The organism is Pseudomonas sp. BCRC 81390 (genome assembly GCF_030341915.1).
Lineage (GTDB): Bacteria > Pseudomonadota > Gammaproteobacteria > Pseudomonadales > Pseudomonadaceae > Aquipseudomonas.
Window position 1 is genome coordinate 323589 of the sequence record NZ_JATAAG010000083.1, and the last position, 23497, is coordinate 347085.

Annotated in this window: 18 protein-coding genes; 5 read left to right on the forward strand and 13 right to left on the reverse strand. The window is 64.0% G+C overall.

Going from position 1 to position 23497, the window contains the following annotated elements:
* Positions 1-58 precede the first annotated feature (58 nt).
* Both QSV36_RS24640 and QSV36_RS24645 read right to left on the reverse strand, forming a co-directional pair.
* The gene (locus QSV36_RS24640; RefSeq protein WP_289135559.1) at positions 59-1525 is read right to left on the reverse strand and encodes a GMC oxidoreductase; all 1467 of its coding nucleotides are present in this window, start codon (positions 1523-1525) and stop codon (positions 59-61) included.
* A gap of 237 nt (positions 1526-1762) precedes the next feature.
* Positions 1763-3139, reverse strand: a complete 1377-nt coding sequence (locus QSV36_RS24645) for an oligosaccharide flippase family protein (protein ID WP_289135561.1) — start codon at positions 3137-3139, stop codon at positions 1763-1765.
* Between the two features lie 92 nt (positions 3140-3231).
* Here QSV36_RS24645 and QSV36_RS24650 point away from each other — a divergent pair, with 92 nt between their 5' ends.
* From QSV36_RS24650 to galE, 3 genes are all read left to right on the forward strand, one after another.
* Positions 3232-4758: an O-antigen ligase family protein gene (locus QSV36_RS24650; protein WP_289135564.1), complete on the forward strand. Its 1527-nt coding sequence runs from the start codon at positions 3232-3234 to the stop codon at positions 4756-4758.
* Positions 4759-4763: 5 nt separating this feature from the next.
* Positions 4764-7376, forward strand: coding sequence for a cellulase family glycosylhydrolase (locus QSV36_RS24655; protein WP_289135567.1), 2613 nt, complete (start codon positions 4764-4766; stop codon positions 7374-7376).
* A gap of 108 nt (positions 7377-7484) precedes the next feature.
* A complete protein-coding gene (gene galE, locus QSV36_RS24660; protein WP_289135570.1) occupies positions 7485-8459 on the forward strand; it encodes a UDP-glucose 4-epimerase GalE in 975 nt (324 codons plus the stop codon).
* Between the two features lie 33 nt (positions 8460-8492).
* On the opposite strand, the gene QSV36_RS24665 is transcribed toward galE, so the two are convergent.
* From QSV36_RS24665 to QSV36_RS24705, 9 genes are all read right to left on the reverse strand, one after another.
* Positions 8493-9299: a CpsD/CapB family tyrosine-protein kinase gene (locus QSV36_RS24665; RefSeq protein WP_289135572.1), complete on the reverse strand. Its 807-nt coding sequence runs from the start codon at positions 9297-9299 to the stop codon at positions 8493-8495.
* A gap of 10 nt (positions 9300-9309) precedes the next feature.
* On the reverse strand, positions 9310-10872 hold the full coding sequence (locus QSV36_RS24670; RefSeq protein ID WP_289135575.1) for a GumC family protein: 1563 nt from the start codon (positions 10870-10872) through the stop codon (positions 9310-9312).
* A gap of 19 nt (positions 10873-10891) precedes the next feature.
* Positions 10892-12007, reverse strand: a complete 1116-nt coding sequence (locus QSV36_RS24675) for a hypothetical protein (RefSeq protein ID WP_289135578.1) — start codon at positions 12005-12007, stop codon at positions 10892-10894.
* Between the two features lie 24 nt (positions 12008-12031).
* Positions 12032-12586, reverse strand: coding sequence for a polysaccharide biosynthesis/export family protein (locus QSV36_RS24680; RefSeq protein WP_289135581.1), 555 nt, complete (start codon positions 12584-12586; stop codon positions 12032-12034).
* A 225-nt stretch (positions 12587-12811) separates the two neighbouring features.
* Positions 12812-12988, reverse strand: a complete 177-nt coding sequence (gene eppA / locus QSV36_RS24685; protein ID WP_289135584.1) for an EPS-associated small membrane protein EppA — start codon at positions 12986-12988, stop codon at positions 12812-12814.
* A 250-nt stretch (positions 12989-13238) separates the two neighbouring features.
* Positions 13239-13781 carry a helix-turn-helix domain-containing protein gene (locus QSV36_RS24690; RefSeq protein WP_225777950.1) on the reverse strand — a complete coding sequence of 181 codons (543 nt, stop codon included), beginning with the start codon at positions 13779-13781 and terminating at the stop codon, positions 13239-13241.
* Positions 13782-13880: 99 nt separating this feature from the next.
* The gene (locus QSV36_RS24695; RefSeq protein ID WP_289135589.1) at positions 13881-15299 is read right to left on the reverse strand and encodes a short-chain fatty acid transporter; all 1419 of its coding nucleotides are present in this window, start codon (positions 15297-15299) and stop codon (positions 13881-13883) included.
* A gap of 136 nt (positions 15300-15435) precedes the next feature.
* Entirely contained in the window at positions 15436-16092 is a 657-nt protein-coding gene (locus QSV36_RS24700) for a CoA transferase subunit B (protein ID WP_186674200.1), read from the reverse strand.
* 35 nt (positions 16093-16127) lie between these two features.
* Complete coding sequence (locus QSV36_RS24705) at positions 16128-16826, reverse strand: CoA transferase subunit A (RefSeq protein ID WP_225777952.1); 699 nt, start codon at positions 16824-16826, stop codon at positions 16128-16130.
* A 140-nt stretch (positions 16827-16966) separates the two neighbouring features.
* On the opposite strand from QSV36_RS24705, the gene QSV36_RS24710 reads away from it, so the two are divergent.
* Positions 16967-17872, forward strand: coding sequence for a LysR family transcriptional regulator (locus tag QSV36_RS24710; protein WP_225777953.1), 906 nt, complete (start codon positions 16967-16969; stop codon positions 17870-17872).
* Positions 17860-18681, forward strand: coding sequence for an aldo/keto reductase (locus QSV36_RS24715; RefSeq protein ID WP_289135595.1), 822 nt, complete (start codon positions 17860-17862; stop codon positions 18679-18681). The genes QSV36_RS24710 and QSV36_RS24715 overlap by 13 nt, the downstream gene beginning before the upstream one ends.
* A 317-nt stretch (positions 18682-18998) precedes the next feature.
* Here QSV36_RS24715 and QSV36_RS24720 read toward each other — a convergent pair whose 3' ends face one another.
* The gene (locus QSV36_RS24720; RefSeq protein WP_289135598.1) at positions 18999-22079 is read right to left on the reverse strand and encodes an error-prone DNA polymerase; all 3081 of its coding nucleotides are present in this window, start codon (positions 22077-22079) and stop codon (positions 18999-19001) included.
* Positions 22076-23494: a Y-family DNA polymerase gene (locus QSV36_RS24725; RefSeq protein ID WP_289135601.1), complete on the reverse strand. Its 1419-nt coding sequence runs from the start codon at positions 23492-23494 to the stop codon at positions 22076-22078. Before QSV36_RS24725 ends, QSV36_RS24720 begins: the two co-directional genes overlap by 4 nt.
* Positions 23495-23497: the final 3 nt, after the last annotated feature.

The following is a 23497-nucleotide window of genomic DNA, read 5'->3' on the forward strand; positions in this document are numbered from 1 at the left end:
TCCGGTCTGGTTGTCATGGGTGCTGACCGCAGCGCACTCAACCCGTTTCCCACCTGTATCACCCCACTGCCTGCCTGGCGCCGCTCATACTGGCATCGAGGTGGTCGGCCAGGCGAAGGGCAAACTGCAGCAGCGGCAGGGTCGGATTGGAAGCACCGCCTGTGGCAAAGATGCTGCTGCCGGCGATGTAGAGGTTTGCAACACCGAACACCTTGCAGTTGCTGTCGACGACACCGGCTTGCGCGGAGGACGCCATGCGCGTGGTGCCCATGTGGTGGGCATGCGGCGACATCTTCAGCGGTATCGAGGTGTCATAGACAAAGTCGTTGAGCTTGATGAAGCCCAGGTTCATGTCGGCCCAGCGCTTGGCCAGCTCGCTGCCGATGCACTTGATGGTGTGCCGGTCATCGGCGCTCAGGGCCCAGTTGACGTTGACCTTGGCCACGCCCAGCGCGTCCCTCTCGTCCAGCAGCGAAATGCGGCTGTGCAGGTTGGGGAACTGCTCTATCAGCGTGCTGATGAGACCATCGCCGGGGCAACTGAACTGGGCCACGAAGGCAATCTTGCTGGCGACCCCCATGTCACAGGCCAGGTTTTCCAGAAAATGCTTGACCTCGGCAGTGCGGCCGTAGGTCTGCACGTCGTCCAGCAAGGCGGCCCTGACATTGCCCTTGCCGGCCTTGTACTCGTCAGTGAAGGCATCGGTAGTGAAATATTCGCGCGGCTCAGGGGCCAGCCCCGAGCGGAGGATGAAGGTGCCAAGGTCGATATTCAGGTGTTCCATGAAACAGCCACCGACCAATCCGTCCCGGCTGACGATGCCCGCGCGCAGCAACGATTCGCTGTTGAGCAACTGCCTGGCATTCTCGATGCCACCGGTGGCCAGCACGAAGTTTCTCGCCACCAGGCGCTGGCGATTGCGCTGGTAATCGGACAGTACCACTGCGGCCAGGGTGCCGGTGGCCTCGTCGAACTCCAGGTCCACGCAATTGCAGTTGATGAATACATCCAGGCCTTCGGTCTGCTCGAGCGCCGCAGCGTACTTCTGCGCAAACCGGGTCGGCGGGCTGAGCAGAAAGCGGTCTGGTTCGAATTCATCACCGACCAGCCCGCTGTTGATTGCCTCGAAATCCGAGCCGGGCGGCAAGTCGACGATCTGCATGGCGGCTGGCAGGTAGGCGGCAATTTCCGAATAAGGGATGGGCCAGCCCGGCAGGCCGCCGATGGGTGGCGTGGCGAAATCCGAGGCCGTGAACGGCCGGCAACGGCCGGCCCAATGGTTGGATGTGCCGCCCAGGTAACGCAGGCGGGATACCTGGGCATACAGCTCCAGGCCGGTGGACTTGCAGGCATACAGGTCTTGCGACAGCGACGAGTATTCACGCCCGCCACCTTCGGCAAGCAGCACCCGCCAGCCGGCGGCCGCCAGGCGCAGGCCCAGGGTGATGCCCGCCGGGCCGGCGCCGATGATGCAAACGTCATAGGCGTCGCGCAGCGTCTTCTGCGACTGGAAATCGTTGATCATGCTTGCTCGTTCCGGAAGTAACGGGACGGCAGCACCCAGCCATTGATCAGCACGTACCCGTGGCTGTCGACCCGCTCACCCGCACCGGCCGCTGTAGTACCGAACAGCGTGCCCCCGACACCCAGCAAGACACAACTCTGGATAAAGCGCCTGCGCCCCGGCTGCGCAGCACAAAAAGTCAACTTCCCCATGGTCCAGTAGCCTGTGCCTGTTCAAGTCTAACCCCGGCAAGCCGCATCACAGCCAGTTGCAAAAGGCTGTCAGCAGCGCCCCGCAAAGCGCCCCGACCAGCAGCATCGGCAGCACCATCAGTTCACGTTTGAGGCTGAAGATATCCAGCTTGCAATTTACATACACGATCAGCACCAGCGTCGGCAGCGTGTGCAACGCCACGCCCCAGATCGCCCAGTCCACACCGCCAAGCGCCAGCAACAACGGCAACAACCCCCACAGCGAGACCAGGCGGATGATGTTGTCGATGGCCTGGTACTTGGTCAGGCCCAGGGCAATCCACACCTGGTGTGCCAAGGTATAGCGCAAGGTGAGGAACGACAGCGAAAGAATCGCCAGCATCGGCCCGGCTTCACGGTAGCGGTCGTCGTACAGCCAGCCGATCAGCAGCGGGCTGGCGGTGAGGAACCCACCACAGATGAACAGCACCAGCAGGTCGACCAGCAGGCGGAAGCGGTGGTACAGGGCCTTCAGGCGTTCCTTGTCATCGGCCCTGGCCGCTTCGCTGAAGGCCGGCAGCGCCACCGCCCCGAAAACCTTCATCAGCGCGGTCTGCACCGCACCCAGGATCAGCACGGCAATCGAATAAACGCCCAGTTGCGCTGTCGTCATGCTGGCACCGAACCAGATACGGTCACCGTACATGGCCAGCACGCCGACCATCGACGACAACAGGATCCAGCGGCCAAACACGATCAGTTCGTTCAGCGCACTGCGCTCCCAGTGCAAGCGGTTGTGCGGCCCCTCGAGGGCGGTGTGGCCAAGCAGGGTCCAGGCCAGGGCCGACACCAGGCCGGCGATGACCAGCGCCCAGACCGAGCGGGTCAGGTAGCCCAGCACCAGCATCACCACCAGGCCCACCACCTGCGAGGCGAGGTCGACCAGCACCACGCGCTTCTGTTGGAAAGTTCGTACCGCCACATCTATCTTGGTGGACTGGAACCCCCAGATCACCGCCGACAGCCCGGTGGCCGCCAGTACCCAGGGCAACACGGGTTCGGCATAGGTTGTGTCAGCCGGCCACACGTCAGCCAGCTGGGCAAACCAGGCGGCGACGGCCAGCAGCAAGGTGAGGATGAACAGCACGAAGCCACGGATGATCTGTACTGTCCATGCGGTATCGAGAAAATCCGGGTCGTCGCCGCGCGGGCTCTGGACGATGTTCTGCCGCAGGCCGACATCGGACAACAGATGCAGCAGTACCGAAACGGTGTTGGCAATCACCATCACCCCGAACATCTCTGGCACCAGCAAGCGGGCCATGAGCAGGTTGCCGCCGAGGCGCATCAGCTGTGACGCCACCTGCGAGACCAGGTTCCACGACCCGGCCCTGAGGGCCCGCTGGCGCAGGCTCGCGGTGGCTGACACATCAATCGACGGCATGACTTCGATCTCTGACTGACTAAAAAGTCACTATAGTTTCAATTAGCCACGATGCTAGCCGTTGCCCACCGAGGGAAAGGTGCACATAGCCGATGCCTGAACATTTTCGCGCTTTGATCGTCATCCTGTTCCTGGCTAGCGTGGTCTTCCTGCTGGCCCGGCGGCCTGCTACCGACCTGATCCCGCCGGGCGACTTCAAGCGCAGGCGCAACCTTTGGTTCCTGCTGACCGTGCTGGCCTTCGTCTCGCACAGTTTCTGGCTGTACCTGGGCGCGGGCGCGGTGATCCTGTACCTCGCCGGGCGCCGCGAGCACAACCCCATGGCGCTGTTCTACATGCTGCTGTTCCTGATCCCGCCGGCTTCGCTGCAGGTGCCGGGGCTTGGCCTGGTCAACTACCTGGTCGACCTCAACCATATCCGCTTGCTGACTGTGTGCGTGCTGTTGCCGGCTGCCCTGGCCCTGCGCCGGCAAGCTGACACGCTGCGCTTCGGCCGCACCTGGCCCGACCGGCTGCTGGCGGCCGGGCTGCTGCTGATAAGCGCGCTGTACCTGCGTGAAACCACCCTGACCGACACCCTGCGCCAGACGCTGTACCTGTTCATCGACGTGCTCCTGCCGTATTACGTGGCCAGCCGCGGCCTGCGTCAGATCAGCGACTTCAAAGACACCCTGCTGGCCTTCGTGCTCGCGTCGTTCCTGCTGGCCCTGATCGGCGTGGCCGAGTACGTGCGCCATTGGCTGCTGTACAGCGCCCTGATCGATGCCATGGGCGTGCCGTGGAGCATGTCCGGCTACCTGAGCAGGGGCGGTTCGTTGCGCGCCAGCGTCACCACCGGCCAGGCCATCGTCCTGGGTTACGTGATGAGCGTGGCCATCGGCCTGTTCCTGTTCCTTCAGGGTTGCCTGCGCCGCCCCTGGCAGCGGCTGATGGGCGCCCTGCTGCTGGCCGCCGGGCTGTTCGCGCCGCTGTCGCGCGGCCCGTGGATCGGCGCCATGGTGATCGTGGTGGTGTTCATCGCCTTGGGCAGAGGTGCGCTCAGGCGCCTGGTGCTGCTGGCTGCGGCCGGCATGCTGGCCCTGCCCCTGCTGACTGCCGTGCCGGGTGGCGACAAGGTACTGGACCTGTTGCCGTTCATTGGCACTGTGGACAAGGAGAACATCACCTACCGCGAGCGGTTGATGGACAACTCCTGGATCGTCATCCAGCGCAACCCGCTGTTCGGCTCGTTCGATTTCCGCAACACCCCGGAAATGCAATCGATGATCCAGGGCGAAGGCATCATCGACATCGTCAACACCTACATCAACCTGGCGCTGCGCGTCGGCCTGGTCGGGCTCGGCCTGTTCGTGGCGTTCTTCGCTGCCGTGCTGCACGGTATCCGCAAGGCCATGCGCAGTTTCCCGGACAAGGACGACGAGCGCCGCCAGCTTGGCCGGGCATTGCTGGCGACGCTGGTCGGCATCCTGGTGATCATTTTCACCGTCAGCAGCATCACCTTCATCCCGGTGGTGTACTGGACCATCGCCGGGCTGGGCGTGGCCTATGTCCAGATGGTGCGCCGGCTTGACCACGGCCAGGTCACCGCGCTGGCCGACGCGGATCTTCAAACCGGGTAATGCCTATGAACCTGCCCCACCTGCACCGTACAGTCGTTCTAACCCTGCGGGCCTCGGCCATGGCTGGCCTGGCCTTGCTGCCATGGGCGGGCTGGGCATCGGAATGGCAAGCCAGTGTCGATGAACAGAATGGCCTGCCCACGGTCACCCAAGGCGGTGGGCCGGTGATGAAAGCCAGGTTCGACTTCTGGGCGGCCAACTGGAGCTGGACCAGCTTCGATACCACGGTCAAGGTCAACGGCCCCTACCACTACACGCTACAGGGTCAGAACAAGGCGCTGGATTTCGACCTGACAGCGGATATCCGCAAGCAGCAGGCGCAGACCCTGAGCTGGGTCTTCGACCTTGACGCCCACAGCCGCCAGGCCGGGGTGATGGGCGGTGGCCTGGTGTTCCAGTTCGACCCGGCGCACATTGCCGGGGACATGGGCGCCCCGCAGCTGCTGCCCGGCAACCGCGGCTGGTCATGGGGCAAGCCAGACCAGGGCCGACGCATCGAGATGCGCTTCGATCCGCCGCTGGCCAAGTTGTATTTCGAACGCGGCAACCCGTCCGAGGTGCGTGCGTTCCTCTACAGCGACCCGATCAATCCCGGCCGGCAGCAGATCAAGGCGGTGCTGAACGTTACCGGCGACATCGACCTGGGGCCAACCCCCAGCGAGCGCTTCGGCCTGGCCGACCCGGCCAGCTGGCCCGATGACCAACTGGACTGGCGCACCTCGCCTGTAGACCTGTCATTTCTCAATGCAGCGGAAAAGCCCGCTGGCAAGCGCGGCTTCGTCAAGGCTGTCGGCGAGCAACTGATGTTCGCCGACAACACCCCGGCGCGCTTCTGGGGCACCAACCTGTCCGCCTACGCATTGTTCAAGAGCCCGGACGAAGAAATCCGCGTACAGGCCAGGCGCCTGTCGGCCCTGGGCTTCAACCTGGTGCGCCTGCACCACCACGACTCGCCGTGGGTCAGCCCGAACGTGTTCGGCGATGGCACCCTGGTGCGCGATACCCGCCAACTCGATGCCGAGTCGCTGCGCAAGCTCGATGTGTGGATCAAGGCGCTCAAGGACGAAGGTATCTATGTCTGGCTGGACATGCATGTACAGCGGGCGCTTACCGCCAATGACAACATTGACGACTTCGCCGAGATTGCCAAAGGCCAGGACCATGTCGACCTGAAGGGTTACGCCTATGTCAACCGCAGCATCCAGCAGGCCATGCAGCGCTTTGCCGAACAGTACCTGAGCCACGTCAACCCGTACACCGGGCTGGCCTACAAGGACGACCCGGCCATTGCCGCGGTGCTGATCACCAACGAGAACGACCTCACCCAGCATTACGGCAACGCCTTGCTGCCGGACAAGGACGTACCCCGCCACAGCGCACGCTACATGGATGCGGCCAAGGCGTTCGCCCGCCAGCATGACCTGCCGGGCGACCGGGCCTGGCGTGCCTGGGAGCACGGCCCGTCGAAACTGTTTCTCAATGACCTGGAGCAGCGTTTCGATGCCGAGATGATTGCGCACCTGCGCAACCTCGGCGTGAAGGTGCCGATCGCCACCACCAGCACCTGGGGCGGCAATGGCCTCAGTGCGCTGCCGGCACTGAGCGCAGGCGATGTGATCGATGCCCACAGCTACGGCGCCAATGGCCAGCTGGAAAAGAACCCGTTGAGCAGCGACGGCATGATCGACTGGCTGGCCGCCGCCCAGGTGGTCGGCAAGCCGATGACCGTCAGCGAGTGGAACGCCGAACCCTTCCCGCTGCCCGACCGCCATTCACTGCCGCTGTACGTGGCTGCTACCGGCAGCCACCAGGGCTGGGACGCCATGCTGCAGTATGCCTACAGCCAGCAAGCCTTCAATCCCGGCTGGCGCACGGCGGATAACTGGCATGCCTACAACGACCCGGCCATGCTCGCCACCCTGCCTGCCGCCGCCCTGCTCTATCGCCGCGCAGACGTGCGCCAAGCCACTACCCGCTACGTATTCGCGCCGACGCCCGGCATGCTGTACAACCAGGAGATCACCCCGCGCAACTCGCCACTGCTGCGCACGGCCATGGAAAAGGGCCAACTGCAGATCGCCCTGCCGCAGACGCCGGAACTGCCCTGGCTGCAACCTGCGGCCATTCCGGCCGATGCACAGGTGCTGCAGGACCCGGGTCAAGCCCTGCTGGCGGCCGACGCCAGCGAAGCGGTCAGCGACACCGGTGAGCTCAAACGCAACTGGCAACAAGGCATCTACACCATCGACAGCGCGCTGACGCAAGCCGCCACCGGCTGGCTGGGGGGCCGCTCGATCAGCCTTGGCGCCATCCAGGTGCAGGCACAGACAGCCTATGCCAGCGTCGTGGTGCAAAGCCTGGATGGCCAGCCCCTGGGCCAGTCGCGCGAATTGCTGGTGTCGCTGGGCACCCGTGCCGTGCCCAAGGCCGATGCCAATACACCGTTCAACGTCGAGCCGCTTGCCGGCAGCCTGACCATCAAGGCGCCTGCTGGCCTGAAGCTGTTCGCCCGCGAGGCACCGGGCCAGCTGAAACCTCTGCCAGTGGCCTACCAGGATGGGCATTACCGCATCACGTTCGACGGCCAGTACATGTCCAATTGGCTGTTCTTGAAATAGGGCATATGGCCATCTACCCTCAAGCAGACCTGTAGCTGAAGCGCCCGCCCGGTCTCGACCAGGGATGATTCACTGCGGCTGTACAACAGCAGAGTCCAGGAGGCATGGATGAAGTTTCTGGTTGTCGGTGGCGCAGGCTACATCGGCTCGCACATGGTCAAGCACCTGCTTGGCACTGGCCATGAGGTGGTGGTCGCTGACCTGGTCTCGCCCGGCCCCGGCGTGCAGTGGGCCAGGCTGGACATCGCCGACGAGCCCGCGCTGGACGTGCTGTTCGCCGTTTGCCGGTTCGATGCGGTGTTCCACTTTGCCTCGTTCATCCAGGTGGGCGAATCTGTCAGCGCGCCCGGCAAATACTACCAGAACAACGTCGCGGCAACCCTTGCGCTGCTGCAGGCCATGGTCAATGCCGGGATCCGCTACCTGGTGTTTTCTTCCAGCGCAGCCGTTTATGGCAACCCGCAATATGTACCGATCGACGAAGCGCACGCCAAGGGGCCGATCAACCCGTATGGGCTGAGCAAATGGATGGTCGAGCAGATTCTCGAAGACTTCGACCGCGCCTATGGCCTGAAGTCGGTGTGCCTGCGCTATTTCAATGCGGCGGGGGCCGACCCGCAAGGTGAACTGGGCGAGCGGCATGACCCGGAAACCCACCTGATCCCGCTGATCCTGCAGGCCGCTTCGGGCCGGCGTGACGCAATCACCGTGTTTGGCCGCGACTACGATACCGCAGATGGCACCTGCATACGCGACTACGTGCATGTCAGCGACCTGGCAGCGGCCCATGCGCTGGCGGTGGACTACCTGCTGGCAGGCGGCGAGCGCACCGCGTTCAACCTGGGCAACGGCCTGGGTTTTTCTGTGCAGCAGGTAATCGATACGGCCCACGCAGTCACCGGCCGGCCGATACGCTGCCTCGATGCCCCGCGCCGTGCGGGCGACCCGCCGCGGCTGGTGGCGGATGCCGGCAAGGCCATGCGTGTGCTGGGCTGGCGCCCGGAATTTGCCGAACTGGAACAGATCGTGCGGCATGCGTGGCAGTGGGAACTGCAGTATCCGTGGCCGGTGCGCCAGCGCTAGGGCATGCGCCATGCCTGCTTGCAGGCAAAAGGCTCAATAGTAGGTTCGCGGTTGCTCGTCGGCCTTGTTCAGCACCGTGCCGACCAGGTTCACCCTGGCCAGGTGGTGCAGGCAATCCTCGATCTCCTTCTTGTTGTTCATGCCGTTGGCCACCACCAGCAACACACAGTCGAACTTGGGTATCACGGTGATTGCATCGTCGGAGCTGAGCAACGGTGGCAAGTCGAAAATGCAGATGCGCGACTCATAGCGGTTGCGCAGGTCGCTGATCAGGTTGCCCACCTTGGGCGAGGACAGCATTTCGGTGGACATTGGCACCGGCACCCGGGTTGGCAGTACCACGAACCGGGGCAAAGTCGGGTTGACCAGGCAGTCCTGCAACTCGGCCTGGTCGCTGAGAAACTCGTTCAATGCCTGCTCCATGGGCAAACCCAAGGTACTGCCGACCTTGGGCCGACGCAGGTCGAAATCCACCAGCAACGCGGTCCTGGTGGTGTGGTGGGCAATGCTCATGGCCAGGTTGATGGCCAGCACGGTCTTGCCCGCTTCAGGCGTTGGCGAGGTGATGGCCAGGGTCCGCCAGCCGTTTTCTTCCATGGTCCTGAGCACTTGGGTGCGCAGCAGGTCGATCGGCCCATTCATGTTGGAGTTCTTGTTGTACGCCACGATGCGGTGACGTTCCAGATGCTCCGCGCGCAGCGGCACCACCTTGGTGTTCACGTAATCGAACTGGCCCGGCACTTCCGCCAGTGCCGTACCGGGGGCGGGTGACAAGGCCTGGGGGGTACCCGGGGTTACCGGGTGAAGATTGTTGCCCACAGCCGGCTTGGTCCTGTCCATCACTGCTTCCTTATGCAAACCGAGACATGACTTTCAACAGCAGCACATCCAGTGGCATGTAGAACACGTGCACCAGCACTATCAGGATAGCTACCAGCAGCAACGCCGCCAGCAACAGCCAGTTGCGCCAACGCCTGCGCCGGGCCAGGTCGGCCTTGGTGTCGATATACGGCAACGCCACCAGCACCCGTCGGCCCAGCAAGTTCTCCAGGGCACCGACGCCGCGAATACGCTGGTTGAACATTTCCAGCAACATCACCAGCGCGCCAGCGCCTGCCGGCGCCAGCACCAGGCCCAGCGCGGCGATCTTCTTGCGGTTGGGCTTGACCGGCTTCTCTGGCATCAATGGTGGCTCCAGCAGGACAAAGCGCTCGGCCTTGTTCTCTTGCTCGAGGCTTTCGGTAATCTTCGCGCCCATTTCCTTGGCACGGATTTCTTCATACTTCTTGCGCGCGTTGTCATGGTCACGCATCAGCGTCACCAGGCCACGCTCGACCTGCGGCGCCTCGAGAATCTCGGCCTCGTAGCCTTCCATCTTCCTGGTCAGTTCGCGTTTCTGCTCGGCCAGTGAAGCGATGCGCACCTGTGCCGCGCTGATCTTGGCCCGCACCCGGGCAGCGTCGAGGCTGCTGGTGGAAACCGCCGCCGTGGCATTGCCGCTGGCTTCGAGCGCCTGGATCTTGCGCTTGACCGCCACCACATCGGGGTGGGCTTCCTTGTAGCGGCTCAGCAGCCGGGCATACTCGGCCTTCAGGCTTGGCAGGTCCTGAGCTTCATCGGCAGCCGCCACCCGCGGGCCATCGACCGCCTTGGTGGCCAGCCCGGCATTGGCCGCAGACAGTTCCAGTTCCAGGTAACGCAGTTCTTCCTGGGCGGCCTTGTAATCACGGTCGACCTCGCGGAATTCCAGTTCCGAGCGCGACAGCATGTTCATGCGCAGGGTCTGGTGCTCGGGCAAGGCATTGGCATGGGCCTGCTTGAAGTCCGCCAGCTGGTTCTCAAGGCTGGCCAGCTCGGCCCCCAGCTTGTTCGCTTCCTGGGTCAGGAACTCGGTGGTTTCGTTGGCGCGCTCGGTGCGCTGCTTGAGGTTCTCGTTGAGGAACAGCGTGACCAGTTCGTCGGCGACTTCCTTGGCCACTTCCGGCTGACGGTGCTCGAACGACACATTGAACGCCACGGTCGCTTCACCGCGCCCGCGCACATAGGTAGTGAGGCTCTGGACCACGATGGCACTGCGCATCTGCTCGATCCGGTCGCTTTCGCTGAAGCGCGTGTCGGCAAACAGGTTGTACTTGGCGATGATGCGCAACAGGTTCTCGCGGGTCATCACCCGCTGGCGAATCACCTCGATGCGTTCATCGGCAAAACTGGCGTTGTTGGTCGAGACCAGTTCGGGTGAAATCTGCTGCGACTCCACCAGGATGGTACCGGTCGCCTGGTAGATGGGTGGCACCATCACGGCAACCGCGACGGTCGCCGCCAGGATGACTACGATGCTGACCCCCAACAACAGGGCCCGGTCCTTGATTATGGCGATGTAATCTCTGAGGGACAGCTCGTAATCGGACTTCATGGGGCCACCTGCCTGAAGTTCAGATGTCGGGGTACCTGTACGTCAATGTCAAACCCACGATCGTAGCGCTCGCATCGGCTTCGTGATCCTGCTGCCGTTCCTTGTACATCAGCGACAGGCGCAGGTCCCAGTACGGTGAAAACTCGCGGCTGGCCCACACGCTGTAGGTCTGCAGGGTGTTGGGCGTCTGCCCTTTGCTGTCCTGCCAGGCGGCATCGGCACCCACCCGGGTCAGCTCACCGAGCGCGTAGCTCCATACAGCGCGCACCTGGTCCAGTTCCGCGAAACCGCCTTCGGCGCTGGCTACCGTGCTGCGCTCGGCGGTGAAGCTGGCAAGCGCGCGCGCACCGGTGTACAGCAGCGCAACACCACCCTCCCCGCGCCCGCCACCTTCGCTACCGGAGACCTGAGTGGCGCCCACGTGCGCATCGGCGCTGAGGCTTTCGGACAACTGATACTTCACCCCGACCGCCGGGCTGTAACTGTTCGAGGCCGTCGCCGTCTGGTCCTGCTCGGGCTCGTAACGGCGAACACCGAAGCGGCTGTACACATCAGCCCGCTCGCTCCAGGCGTAGGTCCAGGTGAACACGTTGCCCAGTTCCTCGTAACCCGTCAGCGTACTGATGTCATAACGGGCTCGGTTGTAGGTAGTCTCATTGCTCAACGTGCTGCGCTCGGTAACGGCCTGGCTCCAGTTGCCGGTCAAGGTATAGAGCTTCTGCGTGCCGTCGGTGGTGACCACGCCGGTATCCAGCACCGTTCCCGATAACGTCGAGCTTTCGTTGTAACGTGCCAGCAGGCCAAAACGCCCGCGTTCGGTCTGGCGTTGCCAGCCCAGGCTCACATCAGGGTCCTCACGGTTGTCCACCACGGCCGTGTCGGACGAGCGCATCACATGCATGCCCAGCCCCAACCGCAGTTCGTCACGATCGAAGGTGCCGATCAGGGTGTAATCGGGCGCGATGATCGTGCGCGTTATGCCCTTTTCTCCCGACGACAGCAGCAACGGGTTGCTGTCATGTTCGACGGAGGTCGGTACGACTACCGTCGATTGCCAATTTGCCGCCAGAACCGCGTCCGTAAATGGCAAGACCAAGATTGCCGTTGCAATGCGAGTTGTTCTAAAAAGAGGCATCAAATGTTCTTATTAAAGGCAAGATCAAGGAACGACCAGCGTATCGCCAGCCTGAAGTTGGATGTTGGTGGACATATCCCTGCCAGACACCAGGTCTTTATATCGCACAGGCAGGATTTTTTGTGAAGTGCCGGTACCGCGCACCACCTTGATTTCGCTTTCATCGGCAAACTTGTCGAGGCCACCCGACATGCTCAGGGCCTGCAGCACTGCGGTAGGGCCGGCCATTTGTACCGGCCCGGGCTTGATGACTTTGCCTTGTACATAGACCAGGTTGCCGGCGATGCTCTTGACGACAACGCTGACATTCGGGTCGGGGAGGAATTTTTCGAGTTTGGCGGCCACTTGTTTTTCAACCGCCGTTACATCCAGCCCGGCAACTTCGATGCGCCCGGCCAGCGGGAAAGTAATACTGCCATCGGGCAATACGGTGGCTTCCTGACGCAGGCTGTCTTCCTGCCACACCGAAACCATCACCACATCGCCGGGGCTGAGCAGGTAGGTACCGTTCGGCTCGGCATTGCCGGCACCAGACCACACCATCAACAGGCACAGCACGGCAAACATTGAACGCACCATGAGGGTCCCTCCGGCCAAAAGGCCCGACGAAGAGCACTGAATGAGAACAGCCCGCCAACTCTCGCTCCGCTTTGCGGCCTACCCTGCCGCGACGGCCTCACCTTCCTGGACGCCCTTGCCTTGACGCTGTGCAGCCTGAGTTGCATGGCCTGCAACCGTGGACCTTCAGGGGCTACTGGCAATATAGCAATGGTTGGCAAATTGACAAGCCAGCCCGCAACAGGCTCAGATTTTCCTTCTGTTGGCAACCGCCACAAAACCCACGACAGCAAAGGCAAACAACCAACCTGCGGTTGAAACAGGCATGATACTGTTCTGGTTGATATACAAATCCGCAGCGCGTGCCGCGCCACTTAACAACGCCAGCAAAAACATCGCCTTTATTATCAGAGCCGTGCGCATACGCCCCTCCTTTAAAAAGGAAAATCAATAAGTTATTGGCGTGGTGTTGCGGGAGTTGTTTCGCTGTTGAATTGAGCTTATGAGCACAAACCCACTGCGTCAATGATCCGACACAATAATAAAATTCAATGAGCGGCTGGCCGACTCGTCAAAATACCGACAGGCAAACTGTGCATGAGCGCATTCGCCGGCTGGCGCCAACGTTTCATCGCTGAGAAAAGCCGAAGACGGGACGCAAGGCCCCGTCGTTTCACTCGTCCGCGTGGTGTACAACCACCAGCAATTGCGCCGGCAGCGGCCCCACCGAGCGTAACCGGTGCGGAGTCTGGGCGTTGAAATGCAGGGCATCGCCTTGCTCCAGCAGGACCCGCTCGTTCATGAAATCCACTTCTACCTGGCCGCTGTGGACAAACAGGAACTCCTCGCCCAGGTGTTCCTTGAATGTGGGGTCGCTGAACTCGAGCGGAGGCTGGATTAGGAACGGTAACAGGCTGCGTTGCCCCACCTGGCTGGTCAGAGCCGCGTACCCCGGCCCGGCCCCGTCGCCCACCAGGGCCTGACGCTCGGCATGGCGCACCAGGCTGTAGCGGCCCGGGCCGGCCTGTTCTTCGGCGAACAGCTCTTCGACATTGACGTTCAGCGCCCGCGCCAGTTTCAGCGCGGCGGCGATGGACGGCGTGTTCAGGCCGCGCTCGACCTTGGACAGGTAGCTCTTGGTCATGGCGGTCTTTTCGGCCAGCATTTCCAGGGTCATCCCCAGTTTCTTGCGCAGCAGTTTCAATCGGATAGACATGTGACGCGGGTTTCCCAGGCGAAGGCGGCCTGGCAATGATACGTGGACTGCCAGGGAAATGCTGGGGCTGCTACGCAGCCCCCCATTTCGTGGCGAACGTCATGGCATGACCGGCGGCACATATTGCAGTGTGGTACCCAGCGCCCACAGCAGCACCAGCACCAGCGGCACATGCACCAGCAACTGCACGAACGAGAAGCCGATCAGGTCACGTGCCTTGAGCCCCAGCACGCCCAGCAGGGGCAGCATGTAGAACGGGTTGATCAGGTTTGGCAGGGCCTCGGCGGCGTTGTAGATCTGTACCGCCCAGCCGAGGTGGTACTGCAGGTCGTTGGCCACCAACATCACGTAAGGTGCCTCGATGATCCACTTGCCACCCCCCGAGGGGATGAAGAAGCCCAGCACTGCCGAATACACCCCCATCAGCACGGCGTAGGTGTCGTGCGTGGCGACCTGGGTGAAGAACACGGAAATGTGGTGGGCCAGGGTCTGTTCATCGACACCCTTCACCTGGGTGAGGATGGCCGCAATCGAGCCATACAGCGGGAACTGGATCAACACCCCGGTGGTGGTCGGGACCGCACGCGCCACCGCATCGAGGAAGCTGCGCGGGCGCCAGTGCAGCAAGGCACCAAGCATGATGAACAGCAGGTTGTAGGTGTTCAGCCCGGAAATGGCGGTAATCGCCGGTTTGCTGGCGAACTCCTGGTACAGCCAGCCAGCAGCCAATGCCACCAGCAGCAGGATCAGGATCGGGCTGTGCTCCAGCCACTCGCCCGGACGGGTACGCTGGGGTGCCGGTGGTGCGCTGAAGCTGGGGTCGACGCCGCAGTCCTGGGCGCTGCGCGCGCTGCTCGGCCCTGGCGCGGTGGCGTAGGCAATGACCAGCGAGACCACCACCAGCGCGGCCAGCATCACCCCGGACTGCCAGAGAAAGATGGTTTCGGTGAACGGGATCACCCCGGTAATCGACAGGATCGAGGGTGGCAGGCTGGCCGGGTTGGCCTGCAGTTGCGCCGCCGAAGACGACAGGCCCAGTGCCCAGACGGCGCCCAGGCCCAGGTAGGCAGCTGCACCGGCGGCGCGGTAGTCCATCTGCAGTTCGCTACGCCGCGCCAGGGCGCGCACCAGCAGGCCACCGAACACCAGCGACAGCCCCCAGTTGAGCAGCGAGGCCAGCATCGAGATCAGCGCTACCCAGCACACCGCCGAGCGGCCATTGCCGGGAATGCGTGCCAGGCGGTCGATCAGCCGTGCGGCGGGCGGCGAGCTGGCCACCACGTAGCCGCCGATGACCACGAAGGCCATTTGCATGGTGAACGGGATCAGGCTCCAGAAGCCATCGCCGAAGGCCTTGGCGGTATCGGTCGGTCTGGCGCCCATGGCCAGCGCGCCGATGCACACCAGCAGCACTGCCAGGGCAGCAAACACCCAGGAGTCAGGGAACCAGCGTTCGGCCCAGTTGGAGCAGCGCAAGGCAAAGCGGGCGGAGCGGCTGTCTTGAATTTCAGCGGCCACGGTTGAATTCCTTTTATTGGTTTTATGGGGTGCAACGGCAAAAGCCCTGTGGGAGCGGGTTGACCCGCGAATGCTGCGGTGAATGTACCGACGCATTCGCGGGTGAACCCGCTCCCACAGGGGTTGCGGTAGTGTCTTAGAAGGTCATTTCCTTCACGTCATCCGGCACGATCAGCTTGCCGGCGGTCTTCTCGATGATTTCTTCAACACTTACCCCCGGCGCGGTTTCGCGCAGGATGAAGGCGCCGTCTTCGATTTCCAGGTAGGCCAGGTCGGTCAGCACCTTGCGGATGCAGCCGGCACCGGTCAGCGGCAAGCTGCACTGCGGCAGCAGCTTGGACTCGCCATCCTTGGAGGCGTGGGTCATGGTGACGATGATGTTCTCGGCACCGGCTACCAAGTCCATGGCGCCGCCCATGCCCTTCACCAACTTGCCCGGAATCATCCACGAGGCGATGTTGCCGTGCACGTCCACCTCGAAGGCACCGAGCACGGTCAGGTCGACGTGGCCGCCACGGATCATGGCGAAGGATTGCGCCGAGTCGAAGATCGAGGCGCCACGACGGGCGGTAACGGTCTGCTTGCCGGCGTTGATCATGTCGGCATCCAGCGTGCTTTCAGTAGGAAACTCGCCCATGCCGAGCAGGCCGTTTTCCGATTGCAGCATTACATCCATGTCGGCGGGCACATAGTTGGCCACCAAGGTCGGAATGCCGATACCGAGGTTGACGTAGTAGCCGTCTTTCAATTCACGGGCGACGCGTTGCGCCATCTGTTCGCGGGTCAGTGCCATGGTCAGGGTCTCTTTGTTGTTCTGCTGGATGGCGCTCAGGCCTTGACGGTGCGCTTTTCGATACGCTTTTCGAAGGTGCCGACGATGACGCGGTCGACATAGATGCCCGGGGTATGGATTTCGCTGGGCAGCAGCACGCCGGGTTCGACGATCTCTTCCACTTCGACCACGGTGATCTTGCCGGCGGTGGCTGCCAGCGGGTTGAAGTTCTGCGCGGTGTTGCGGTACACCACGTTGCCGTAGTGGTCGGCCTTCCAGCCCTTGACGATGGCGAAATCACCGGTAATGGATTGTTCAAGGATGTACTTGCGGCCGTTGAACTCGCGCACTTCCTTGCCTTCGGCTACCGGGGTGCCGTAGCCGGTGGCAGTGTAGAAGGCCGGGATACCGGCGCCGCCAGCACGCATCTTCTCGGCGAGGGTGCCTTGCGGGGTCAGTTCCACTTCCAGCTCGCCGCTGAGCAACTGGCGTTCGAATTCGGCGTTCTCGCCCACGTACGAGGCAATCATCTTGCGGATCTGCCGGTCTTCCAGCAGCACGCCAAGGCCGAAACCATCGACGCCGCAGTTGTTGGAAACCACGGTCAGGCCCTTGACGCCACGCCGCTTGATTTCGCTGATGAGGTTTTCCGGGATGCCGCACAGGCCAAAACCGCCTGCCAGTACCGTCATGTTGTCGGTCAGGCCTTCGAGGGCCTGCTCATAGGTTGCAACGCGCTTGTCCAGTCCGGCCATGCTGATCCGCCTTTTGTAGTTGTTGAACCGACGAGGCTGTCGGTGAGCGTGTGGGGACATCTTCACCGCAAGCGACTGATTTGTTAATTTTGTTTTCATCATCGATTGATAATTTTTGCAAAACAACCAGCAGGCCAGTCATGAACGTCAAGCAACTGCGTGCCTTTGTCACCGTGGCCAAGTACCAGAGCTTCGCCCAGGCCGGTGAGCACCTGCATGTCTCACAACCGGCCCTGAGCCTGACCATCAAGGCCCTGGAAGAAAACCTCGGGGGCGCCCTGCTCAGCCGTACCACCCGCAGCGTCAGCCTGACCGCCGAGGGCGAGGTGCTGCTGCCGCTGGCCCGGCGCCTGCTGGCCGACTGGGACGACACCGAAGAGATGCTGCGCCAGCGCTTCACCCTGCAACTGGGCCGGGTGTCGGTGGCGGCCATGCCGGCCTTCGCTGGCAACCTGCTGCCGCATTCGCTCAAGGTGTTTCGCCAGCGCTACCCGAAGGTCAACGTCACCGTGCACGATGTGATCAACGAACAAGTACTGGAACTGGTGCGTCATCGCCGCGTCGAACTGGGCATCGGCTTCGAACCGGACAACATCGATGGCCTGGACTTCCACCCGCTGTACATGGACCGCTTCGTCGCCGTGGTGCCTGCCGACTCGCCCCTGGCGCGATTGCCCCAGGTCAGCTGGGCGCAACTGCTGGCCGAAGACTTCGTGGCCCTGCAGCGCCCCTCGGCGGTGCGCCTGCTGATGGAGCAGAACGTGGCTGCACGGCACGGCAAACTGGCGGTGGCGTTCGAGAGCCACCAGCTTTCGACGATCGGCCGCATGGTTGCCAGTGGCCTGGGGGTGAGTGCCGTGCCGGCGCTGTGCATCAACCAGATGCAGGAGCTTGGCGCCCGCTGCGTGCCCCTGGTCGAGCCGACGGTCGAACGCCGCATTGGCGTGATTGCCCTCAGCGAGCACAGGCTTTCCACGGCGGCGCAGGCGCTGCTCGAGGTGCTGCTTTCCAATACCCGCATTCCGGAGGTGACATGCGTTACGTGACACTGGCAGGTTCGAGCGTTCCGGCCATCGGCCAGGGCACCTGGTACATGGGTGAAGATCCAGGCCGCCGGGCGGCCGAGGTGGCGGCACTGCAACAAGGCATCGAGCTTGGCCTGAGCCTGATCGATACCGCTGAGATGTATGCCGAAGGCGGCGCGGAAACGGTCGTTGGCCAGGCCATTGCCGGGCGCCGTGACCAGGTGTTCCTGGTCAGCAAGGTGTATCCGCACAATGCCAGCCGGCGCGGCATGGCGGCTGCCTGCGAGCGCAGCCTTGCGCGCCTGGGTACCGACTGCATCGATCTGTACCTGCTGCACTGGCGCGGCCAGCACCCACTGGAAGAAACCGTCGAAGCCTTCGAGCGCTTGCGCGAGCAAGGCAAGATCAGGCGCTGGGGCGTGTCCAACTTCGATGTCGACGACCTGCGCGAATTGCACAACCCCGATTGCGCGACCAACCAGGTGTTGTACAACCCGGCCCAGCGCGGCATTGAGTTCGACCTGTTGCCGTGGTGCGAACAGCGCGCCCTGCCGACCATGGCCTACTGCCCGCTGGCCCAGGCCGGGCGCCTGTTGCAGCACCCGGTGCTGGCGCAGGTCGGCGAACGGCACGGCGCCACCGCAGCCCAGGTCAGCCTGGCCTGGGTGACCCGGAATGAGGGGGTGATCGCCATCCCCAAGGCCGTAGCCCCCGAGCATGTGCGGCTGAATGCGGCGGCAGGTTCGCTGACCTTGAGCAGCGAGGACCTGCGCGCGATCGACCGGGCGTTCCCGGCGCCGACGCGCAAGCAGCGGCTGGCGATGGTCTAGGTACCTACACGGGTCGCTCTTTCTGTGGAGCAACTGTGTTGCGCAGGATCCAACGGCTTGCACAGGTACAGTGCTGGTCTGGAAGCATCGCGACCGCTGGAGCGGCTTCAGCAGCGATTACCGGCACAGCCGGTGCCATTCACCGCGTCGCCTGCTTCGCGGATAATCCGCTTGTGAGGGGATTAGAATGCCGGAGGACACCGCGGTGGATGGCACGGGCTTTGCCCGTGTTCGCGGGCAAGCCCGCTCCCACAAAGACCGCGCCAGCTTTTAGAAATTGAACAAGACAGTTGCTCCTGCAAGGTACCCGGATCGCTTTAATGGAAGTCCCGGCTGCGCACATCCAGCCCTTGCAGCAACTGGCTGACATCTTCCAGCCGCCGCGCAATCAAGTGGCGCACCCCGTCGGCCTGCTCCAGCCGCCCGCTGACCTTGAGCAACTGCGACCCCACCAGCGCCCGCCGCTGCCGCTCGGCCAGGTCGCGCCATACCACGACATTGAGCATGCCGTGCTCGTCCTCCAGGGTGACGAAGGTTACGCCGCTGGCCGTCTGTGGCCGCTGGCGGCCCACCACCAGCCCGGCCACGGCAATGTTGTCGCCATGCTCGACACCTTGCAGTTCATGCGAACTGCGGCAGCCCAGCGCCCTCAGACGTGAGCGCAACAAGGCCAACGGATGCGGCCCAAGCGTGGTGCCCAAGGTCTGGTAATCGGCCATCAGGTTCTCTGCCACGCTGGGGACAGGCAGTTCGACGTCGCCTTCCGGCACAGTGTCAACGTCGGCGAACAAGGGCAGCTGCGGCTGCACCGCCGCCACCTGCCAGCGCGCCTGATGGCGATCGCGGGCCAAGGCGCGCAGCGCGCCGGCATCGGCCAGCTGGGCGCGGGCACGCGCGTCGAGACCGGCGCGCAAGCACACGTCCTCGACATCGCGCCATGCCCGCTGCGCCCTCGCCTGCACCAGGCGCTTGGCATCGGCCTCGGCAAAACCACGCACCAGGCGCAACCCCATGCGGATGGCCAGGGCCGCGCCCGCTTCAGGCTCCAGCGTGCAGTCCCAATCACTGTGGCAGACATCCACCGGCCTGACCTCGATGCCCTGGCGCCGGGCCTCTTGCAGCAACTGGTCGGGGCTGTAGAAACCCATGGGCCAGCTGTTGACCAGCGCACAGGTGAAGATCGCCGGTTCATGGCACTTGAGCCAGCTGCTGGCATAACACAGCAAGGCAAAGCTGGCCGCGTGCGACTCTGGGAAGCCATAACTGCCAAAGCCCTTGATCTGCTCGAAGATGCGCTCGGCAAACGCCAGCGCGTAACCATTGCGCAACATGCCCTGTACCAGCCGCTGGCGGTGCGGCTCCAGGCCGCCATGGCGCTTCCACGCAGCCATGCTGCGACGCAACTGGTCGGCCTCGCCGGGGCTGTAGTCGGCGGCGACCATGGCCAGCTCCATCACCTGCTCCTGGAACAACGGCACCCCCAGGGTGCGCTCGAACACGGCCTTGAGCTGCGGCGAGGGGTAGGTCACCGGCTCCTGCTTCAGGCGTCGGCGCAGGTAAGGATGGACCATGTCCCCCTGGATCGGCCCGGGGCGCACAATCGCCACCTCGATGACCAGGTCATAGAAGGTTACCGGGCGCAGCCGAGGCAGCATGGCCATCTGCGCGCGCGACTCGATCTGGAACACGCCCATGGTCTCGGCGCGGCTGATCATCGCGTAGGTGGCCGGGTCTTCGCCGGGAATGGTCGCCAGGGTCAAGTGTCGGCCACGGTGGCGTTGCAACAGGTCGAAGCAACGGCGCAGGGCACTGAGCATGCCCAGTGCCAGCACGTCGACCTTGAGCAGGCCGACCATGTCCAGGTCGTCCTTGTCCCACTGGATCACCGTACGCTCCGGCATTGCGGCATTTTCCACCGGCACCAGTTCGTCCAGGGGTTGCTGCGAAATGACGAAACCGCCCGGGTGCTGCGACAGGTGCCGGGGGAAGCCGATCAGCTCACCGGCCAGCACCAGCACCCGCCGCAGCGAAGGGCTGCCCGCGTCGAAACCGGCCTCGGCCAGGCGCTGGTCATCGGGTATGCGATCACTCCAGCGGCCACAGCACTTGGCCAGGGCATCCACCTGGTCGGCGGGCAACCCCAGCACCCGCGCCACATCCCGCACCGCACCGGCGGCATGGTAGGTGTTGACCACCGCGGTGAGTGCCGCCCGGTGCCGGCCATAGCGGCGGAACACATACTGGATCACTTCTTCGCGGCGGTCATGCTCGAAGTCCACGTCGATATCCGGCGGCTCGTTGCGCTCGCGCGAGAGGAAACGCTCGAACAGCAGGCGGTGTTCCATGGGGTCGAGTTCGGTGATGCCGAGGACGAAACACACCACCGAGTTGGCAGCCGACCCCCGGCCCTGGCAAAGAATCCCCTGCCTGCGGGCGAAGGCGACGATGTCGTGCACGGTCAGGAAATAGCTCTCGTAGCCCAACGCCTCGATCAGCGCCAGCTCCTTGGCCAGCACTTCCCGCACCTTGCCACTCGGCCCCTCCGGCCAGCGCAACGGCAACCCCTGCTCGCACAGTGCCCGCAGCCAGCTTGCCGGGGTATGGCCCTGGGGTACCAGCTCGCGAGGGTACTGGTACTTCAACTCGCTCAGCTCGAAGCGGCAGCGCGCAGCGATGGCCAAGGTCTCGGCCAGCAGGTCGGCGGGATAGAGTTCGCCCAGTTGCGCCTGGCTGCGCAGGTGCCGCTCGCCATTGGCAAACAGAAAGCGCCCGGCCTCGGCCACCTGGCAGTGCTGGCGGATGGCGGTCATGCAATCCTGCAAGGCGCGGCGACCGCGCACGTGCATGTGCACGTCGCCGCAGGCCACGGCACGGATACCGACCCTGGCTGCCAGGCTGCGCATGCGTTCGAGGTGCAGGGCATCGTCACTGCCACGATGCAGGTGCACGGCCAGCCACAGGCGCTCAGCGAACACGCTGTACAGCCACTGCCCCGGAGCGGTATCGGTGCCGTCCTCGGCCACCCACAGGGCCAGCAGGCCCTGGTGGTGGTGCTGCAGATCATCGCGAAACAGCTGGTATTCGCCCTTCTGCGCGCGCCGCCGGGCCCGGGTGATCAGCGCGCAGAGGTTCTGGTAGCCCGCCAGGTCCTGCACCAGCAGCACCAGCCTGGGGCCGTCCTGCAGCTGGACTTCACTGCCCACGATCAACTGCAACTGGTGTTCCTTGGCCGCCTGCCAAGCCCGGACGATGCCGGCCAGGGTGCATTCGTCGGTGATCGCCAGGGCCTGGTAGCCCTGCTCGCGCGCACGGCGGAACAACTCGTCGGCACTCGACGCGCCGCGCTGGAAGCTGAAGTTGGACAGGCAATGCAGCTCGGCATAACCCGGGGCGTTCATGCGAACCAGCCTTGCAGCCACAACGGGCCAGCCTGGCTCAGGTCGCGGTAGGCCCAGCCACGCAGGCCATCGCGGGTTTCGATGCGGTAGTAGTCACGGCGCACGTCGCCGCCATCCCACCAGCCCGACTCGATACGCTCGGCATGGCCCTGCACGTGGTAGCCGTTTTCCTCCAGCCTCATCGGCGCCGCCAGCAACCAGCCCGGGCGGCTGCCGGGGGCCACCGGCAAGCTGCCCGGGCCGCCCTGCTCTACCCGCTGCCAGGCGCATTCGGGGCGGTGGTCGGCGGCTACGCTCAGGCTCTTGACTGCGTCATCGCCGAGGCGCGCGCGCAGCCGTTCACGCAGTTGCTCCCAGGGCTGCGCCTGTTGCGCCCGTGGGTCGAACAACGCCTGGTGCTGCGGCACGAACGGAGGCAGGTCCTCGGCCACCAGCCGCAGGTTGCGCACCGGCGCGGCAATGCGTAGCGGTTCCAGGCGCCCGCGTGCCAGCTCGAACAGCCTCGCGGCATCGCGTTCGGCGGCCAGCAGGCCCACCTTGAGCAAGGTGTCCGGCCCGTCGGCGTGCTCCAGATGCAGGCAGAACCGCTGCACGCCGCAATCACGCCCGGCGAGGAACGCGGCCAGGTCGTTGAGCATGCGCCGCAACGGGAACAGCAGGGCCTGGTGTGATTCGACGTCGAAGTTCAGCTCCAGCCGGGTTTCGAAACGGTCAGGTGGCTGGTAGAAGGCCAGCCCCAGGTGGCGCAGGCCAAGCAACTGGTCAAGGTGCAGCTGCACCTGGGCCGCAAAGCGCCTGGCCAAGGTATCGCGGGGCAAGGCCAGGACCTGGCCCAACTGCCGCAGGCCCATGCGCGCAAAGGCCTCGGCAGCCGGCGCCGGCAGGCCGATGCGCTCGATCGGCATGCCCAGCAGCGCTGCCCGGGTGGCTTCGGCATCGCCAACGGCCAGGCCATCGTGGCCGTTGGCAAGCATGCGCGCCGCCACCGGGTTGCTGGCCAGGACGATGCGTTGGCGCAGCCCCAGCTCCGCCAGTTCCTGACGCAGGCGCGCCTCGAACGCCGGCCAGGGGCCGAACAGTTGCAGGCTGGAACCCACCTCCAGCAACAGCGCGCGTGGGTAGTGCAGGCTGACCTGGGCACTGAAGCGGTAGGCCCAGGCCGCCAGCAACTGCTGCACCTGGTCGATGCGCCTGGGGTCGGCTTCGACACAACTGAAACCCTCGGCCAGGGCGCGTGCGGCGGTCAGGGTTTGCCCGGCACGCAAGCCGAGTGCGGCCGCAGCCGGGTTGACCGCCTGCAGCACCCGCCGTTGGGCCGGCCCGCCAAGCAGCACCAGGGGGGTGTCGGGGTCGTCACGCTCACGCAGGACCGTGTCCAGCGCCAGCTGTGGAAACAGGATGCAGGCCCAGAGCATGGT

Coding starts and splice junctions, on each gene's coding strand:
- QSV36_RS24640 (WP_289135559.1), bottom strand. CDS start 1,525: ATGATCAACGATTTCCAGTCGCAGAAGACGCTGCGCGACGCCTATGAC.
- QSV36_RS24725 (WP_289135601.1), bottom strand. CDS start 23,494: ATGCTCTGGGCCTGCATCCTGTTTCCACAGCTGGCGCTGGACACGGTC.
- QSV36_RS24720 (WP_289135598.1), bottom strand. CDS start 22,079: ATGAACGCCCCGGGTTATGCCGAGCTGCATTGCCTGTCCAACTTCAGC.
- QSV36_RS24675 (WP_289135578.1), bottom strand. CDS start 12,007: ATGCCTCTTTTTAGAACAACTCGCATTGCAACGGCAATCTTGGTCTTG.
- galE (WP_289135570.1), top strand. CDS start 7,485: ATGAAGTTTCTGGTTGTCGGTGGCGCAGGCTACATCGGCTCGCACATG.
- QSV36_RS24670 (WP_289135575.1), bottom strand. CDS start 10,872: ATGAAGTCCGATTACGAGCTGTCCCTCAGAGATTACATCGCCATAATC.
- QSV36_RS24700 (WP_186674200.1), bottom strand. CDS start 16,092: ATGGCACTGACCCGCGAACAGATGGCGCAACGCGTCGCCCGTGAATTG.
- QSV36_RS24690 (WP_225777950.1), bottom strand. CDS start 13,781: ATGTCTATCCGATTGAAACTGCTGCGCAAGAAACTGGGGATGACCCTG.
- QSV36_RS24650 (WP_289135564.1), top strand. CDS start 3,232: ATGCCTGAACATTTTCGCGCTTTGATCGTCATCCTGTTCCTGGCTAGC.
- QSV36_RS24665 (WP_289135572.1), bottom strand. CDS start 9,299: ATGGACAGGACCAAGCCGGCTGTGGGCAACAATCTTCACCCGGTAACC.
- QSV36_RS24705 (WP_225777952.1), bottom strand. CDS start 16,826: ATGGCCGGACTGGACAAGCGCGTTGCAACCTATGAGCAGGCCCTCGAA.
- QSV36_RS24710 (WP_225777953.1), top strand. CDS start 16,967: ATGAACGTCAAGCAACTGCGTGCCTTTGTCACCGTGGCCAAGTACCAG.
- eppA (WP_289135584.1), bottom strand. CDS start 12,988: ATGCGCACGGCTCTGATAATAAAGGCGATGTTTTTGCTGGCGTTGTTA.
- QSV36_RS24680 (WP_289135581.1), bottom strand. CDS start 12,586: ATGGTGCGTTCAATGTTTGCCGTGCTGTGCCTGTTGATGGTGTGGTCT.
- QSV36_RS24655 (WP_289135567.1), top strand. CDS start 4,764: ATGAACCTGCCCCACCTGCACCGTACAGTCGTTCTAACCCTGCGGGCC.
- QSV36_RS24645 (WP_289135561.1), bottom strand. CDS start 3,139: ATGCCGTCGATTGATGTGTCAGCCACCGCGAGCCTGCGCCAGCGGGCC.
- QSV36_RS24715 (WP_289135595.1), top strand. CDS start 17,860: ATGCGTTACGTGACACTGGCAGGTTCGAGCGTTCCGGCCATCGGCCAG.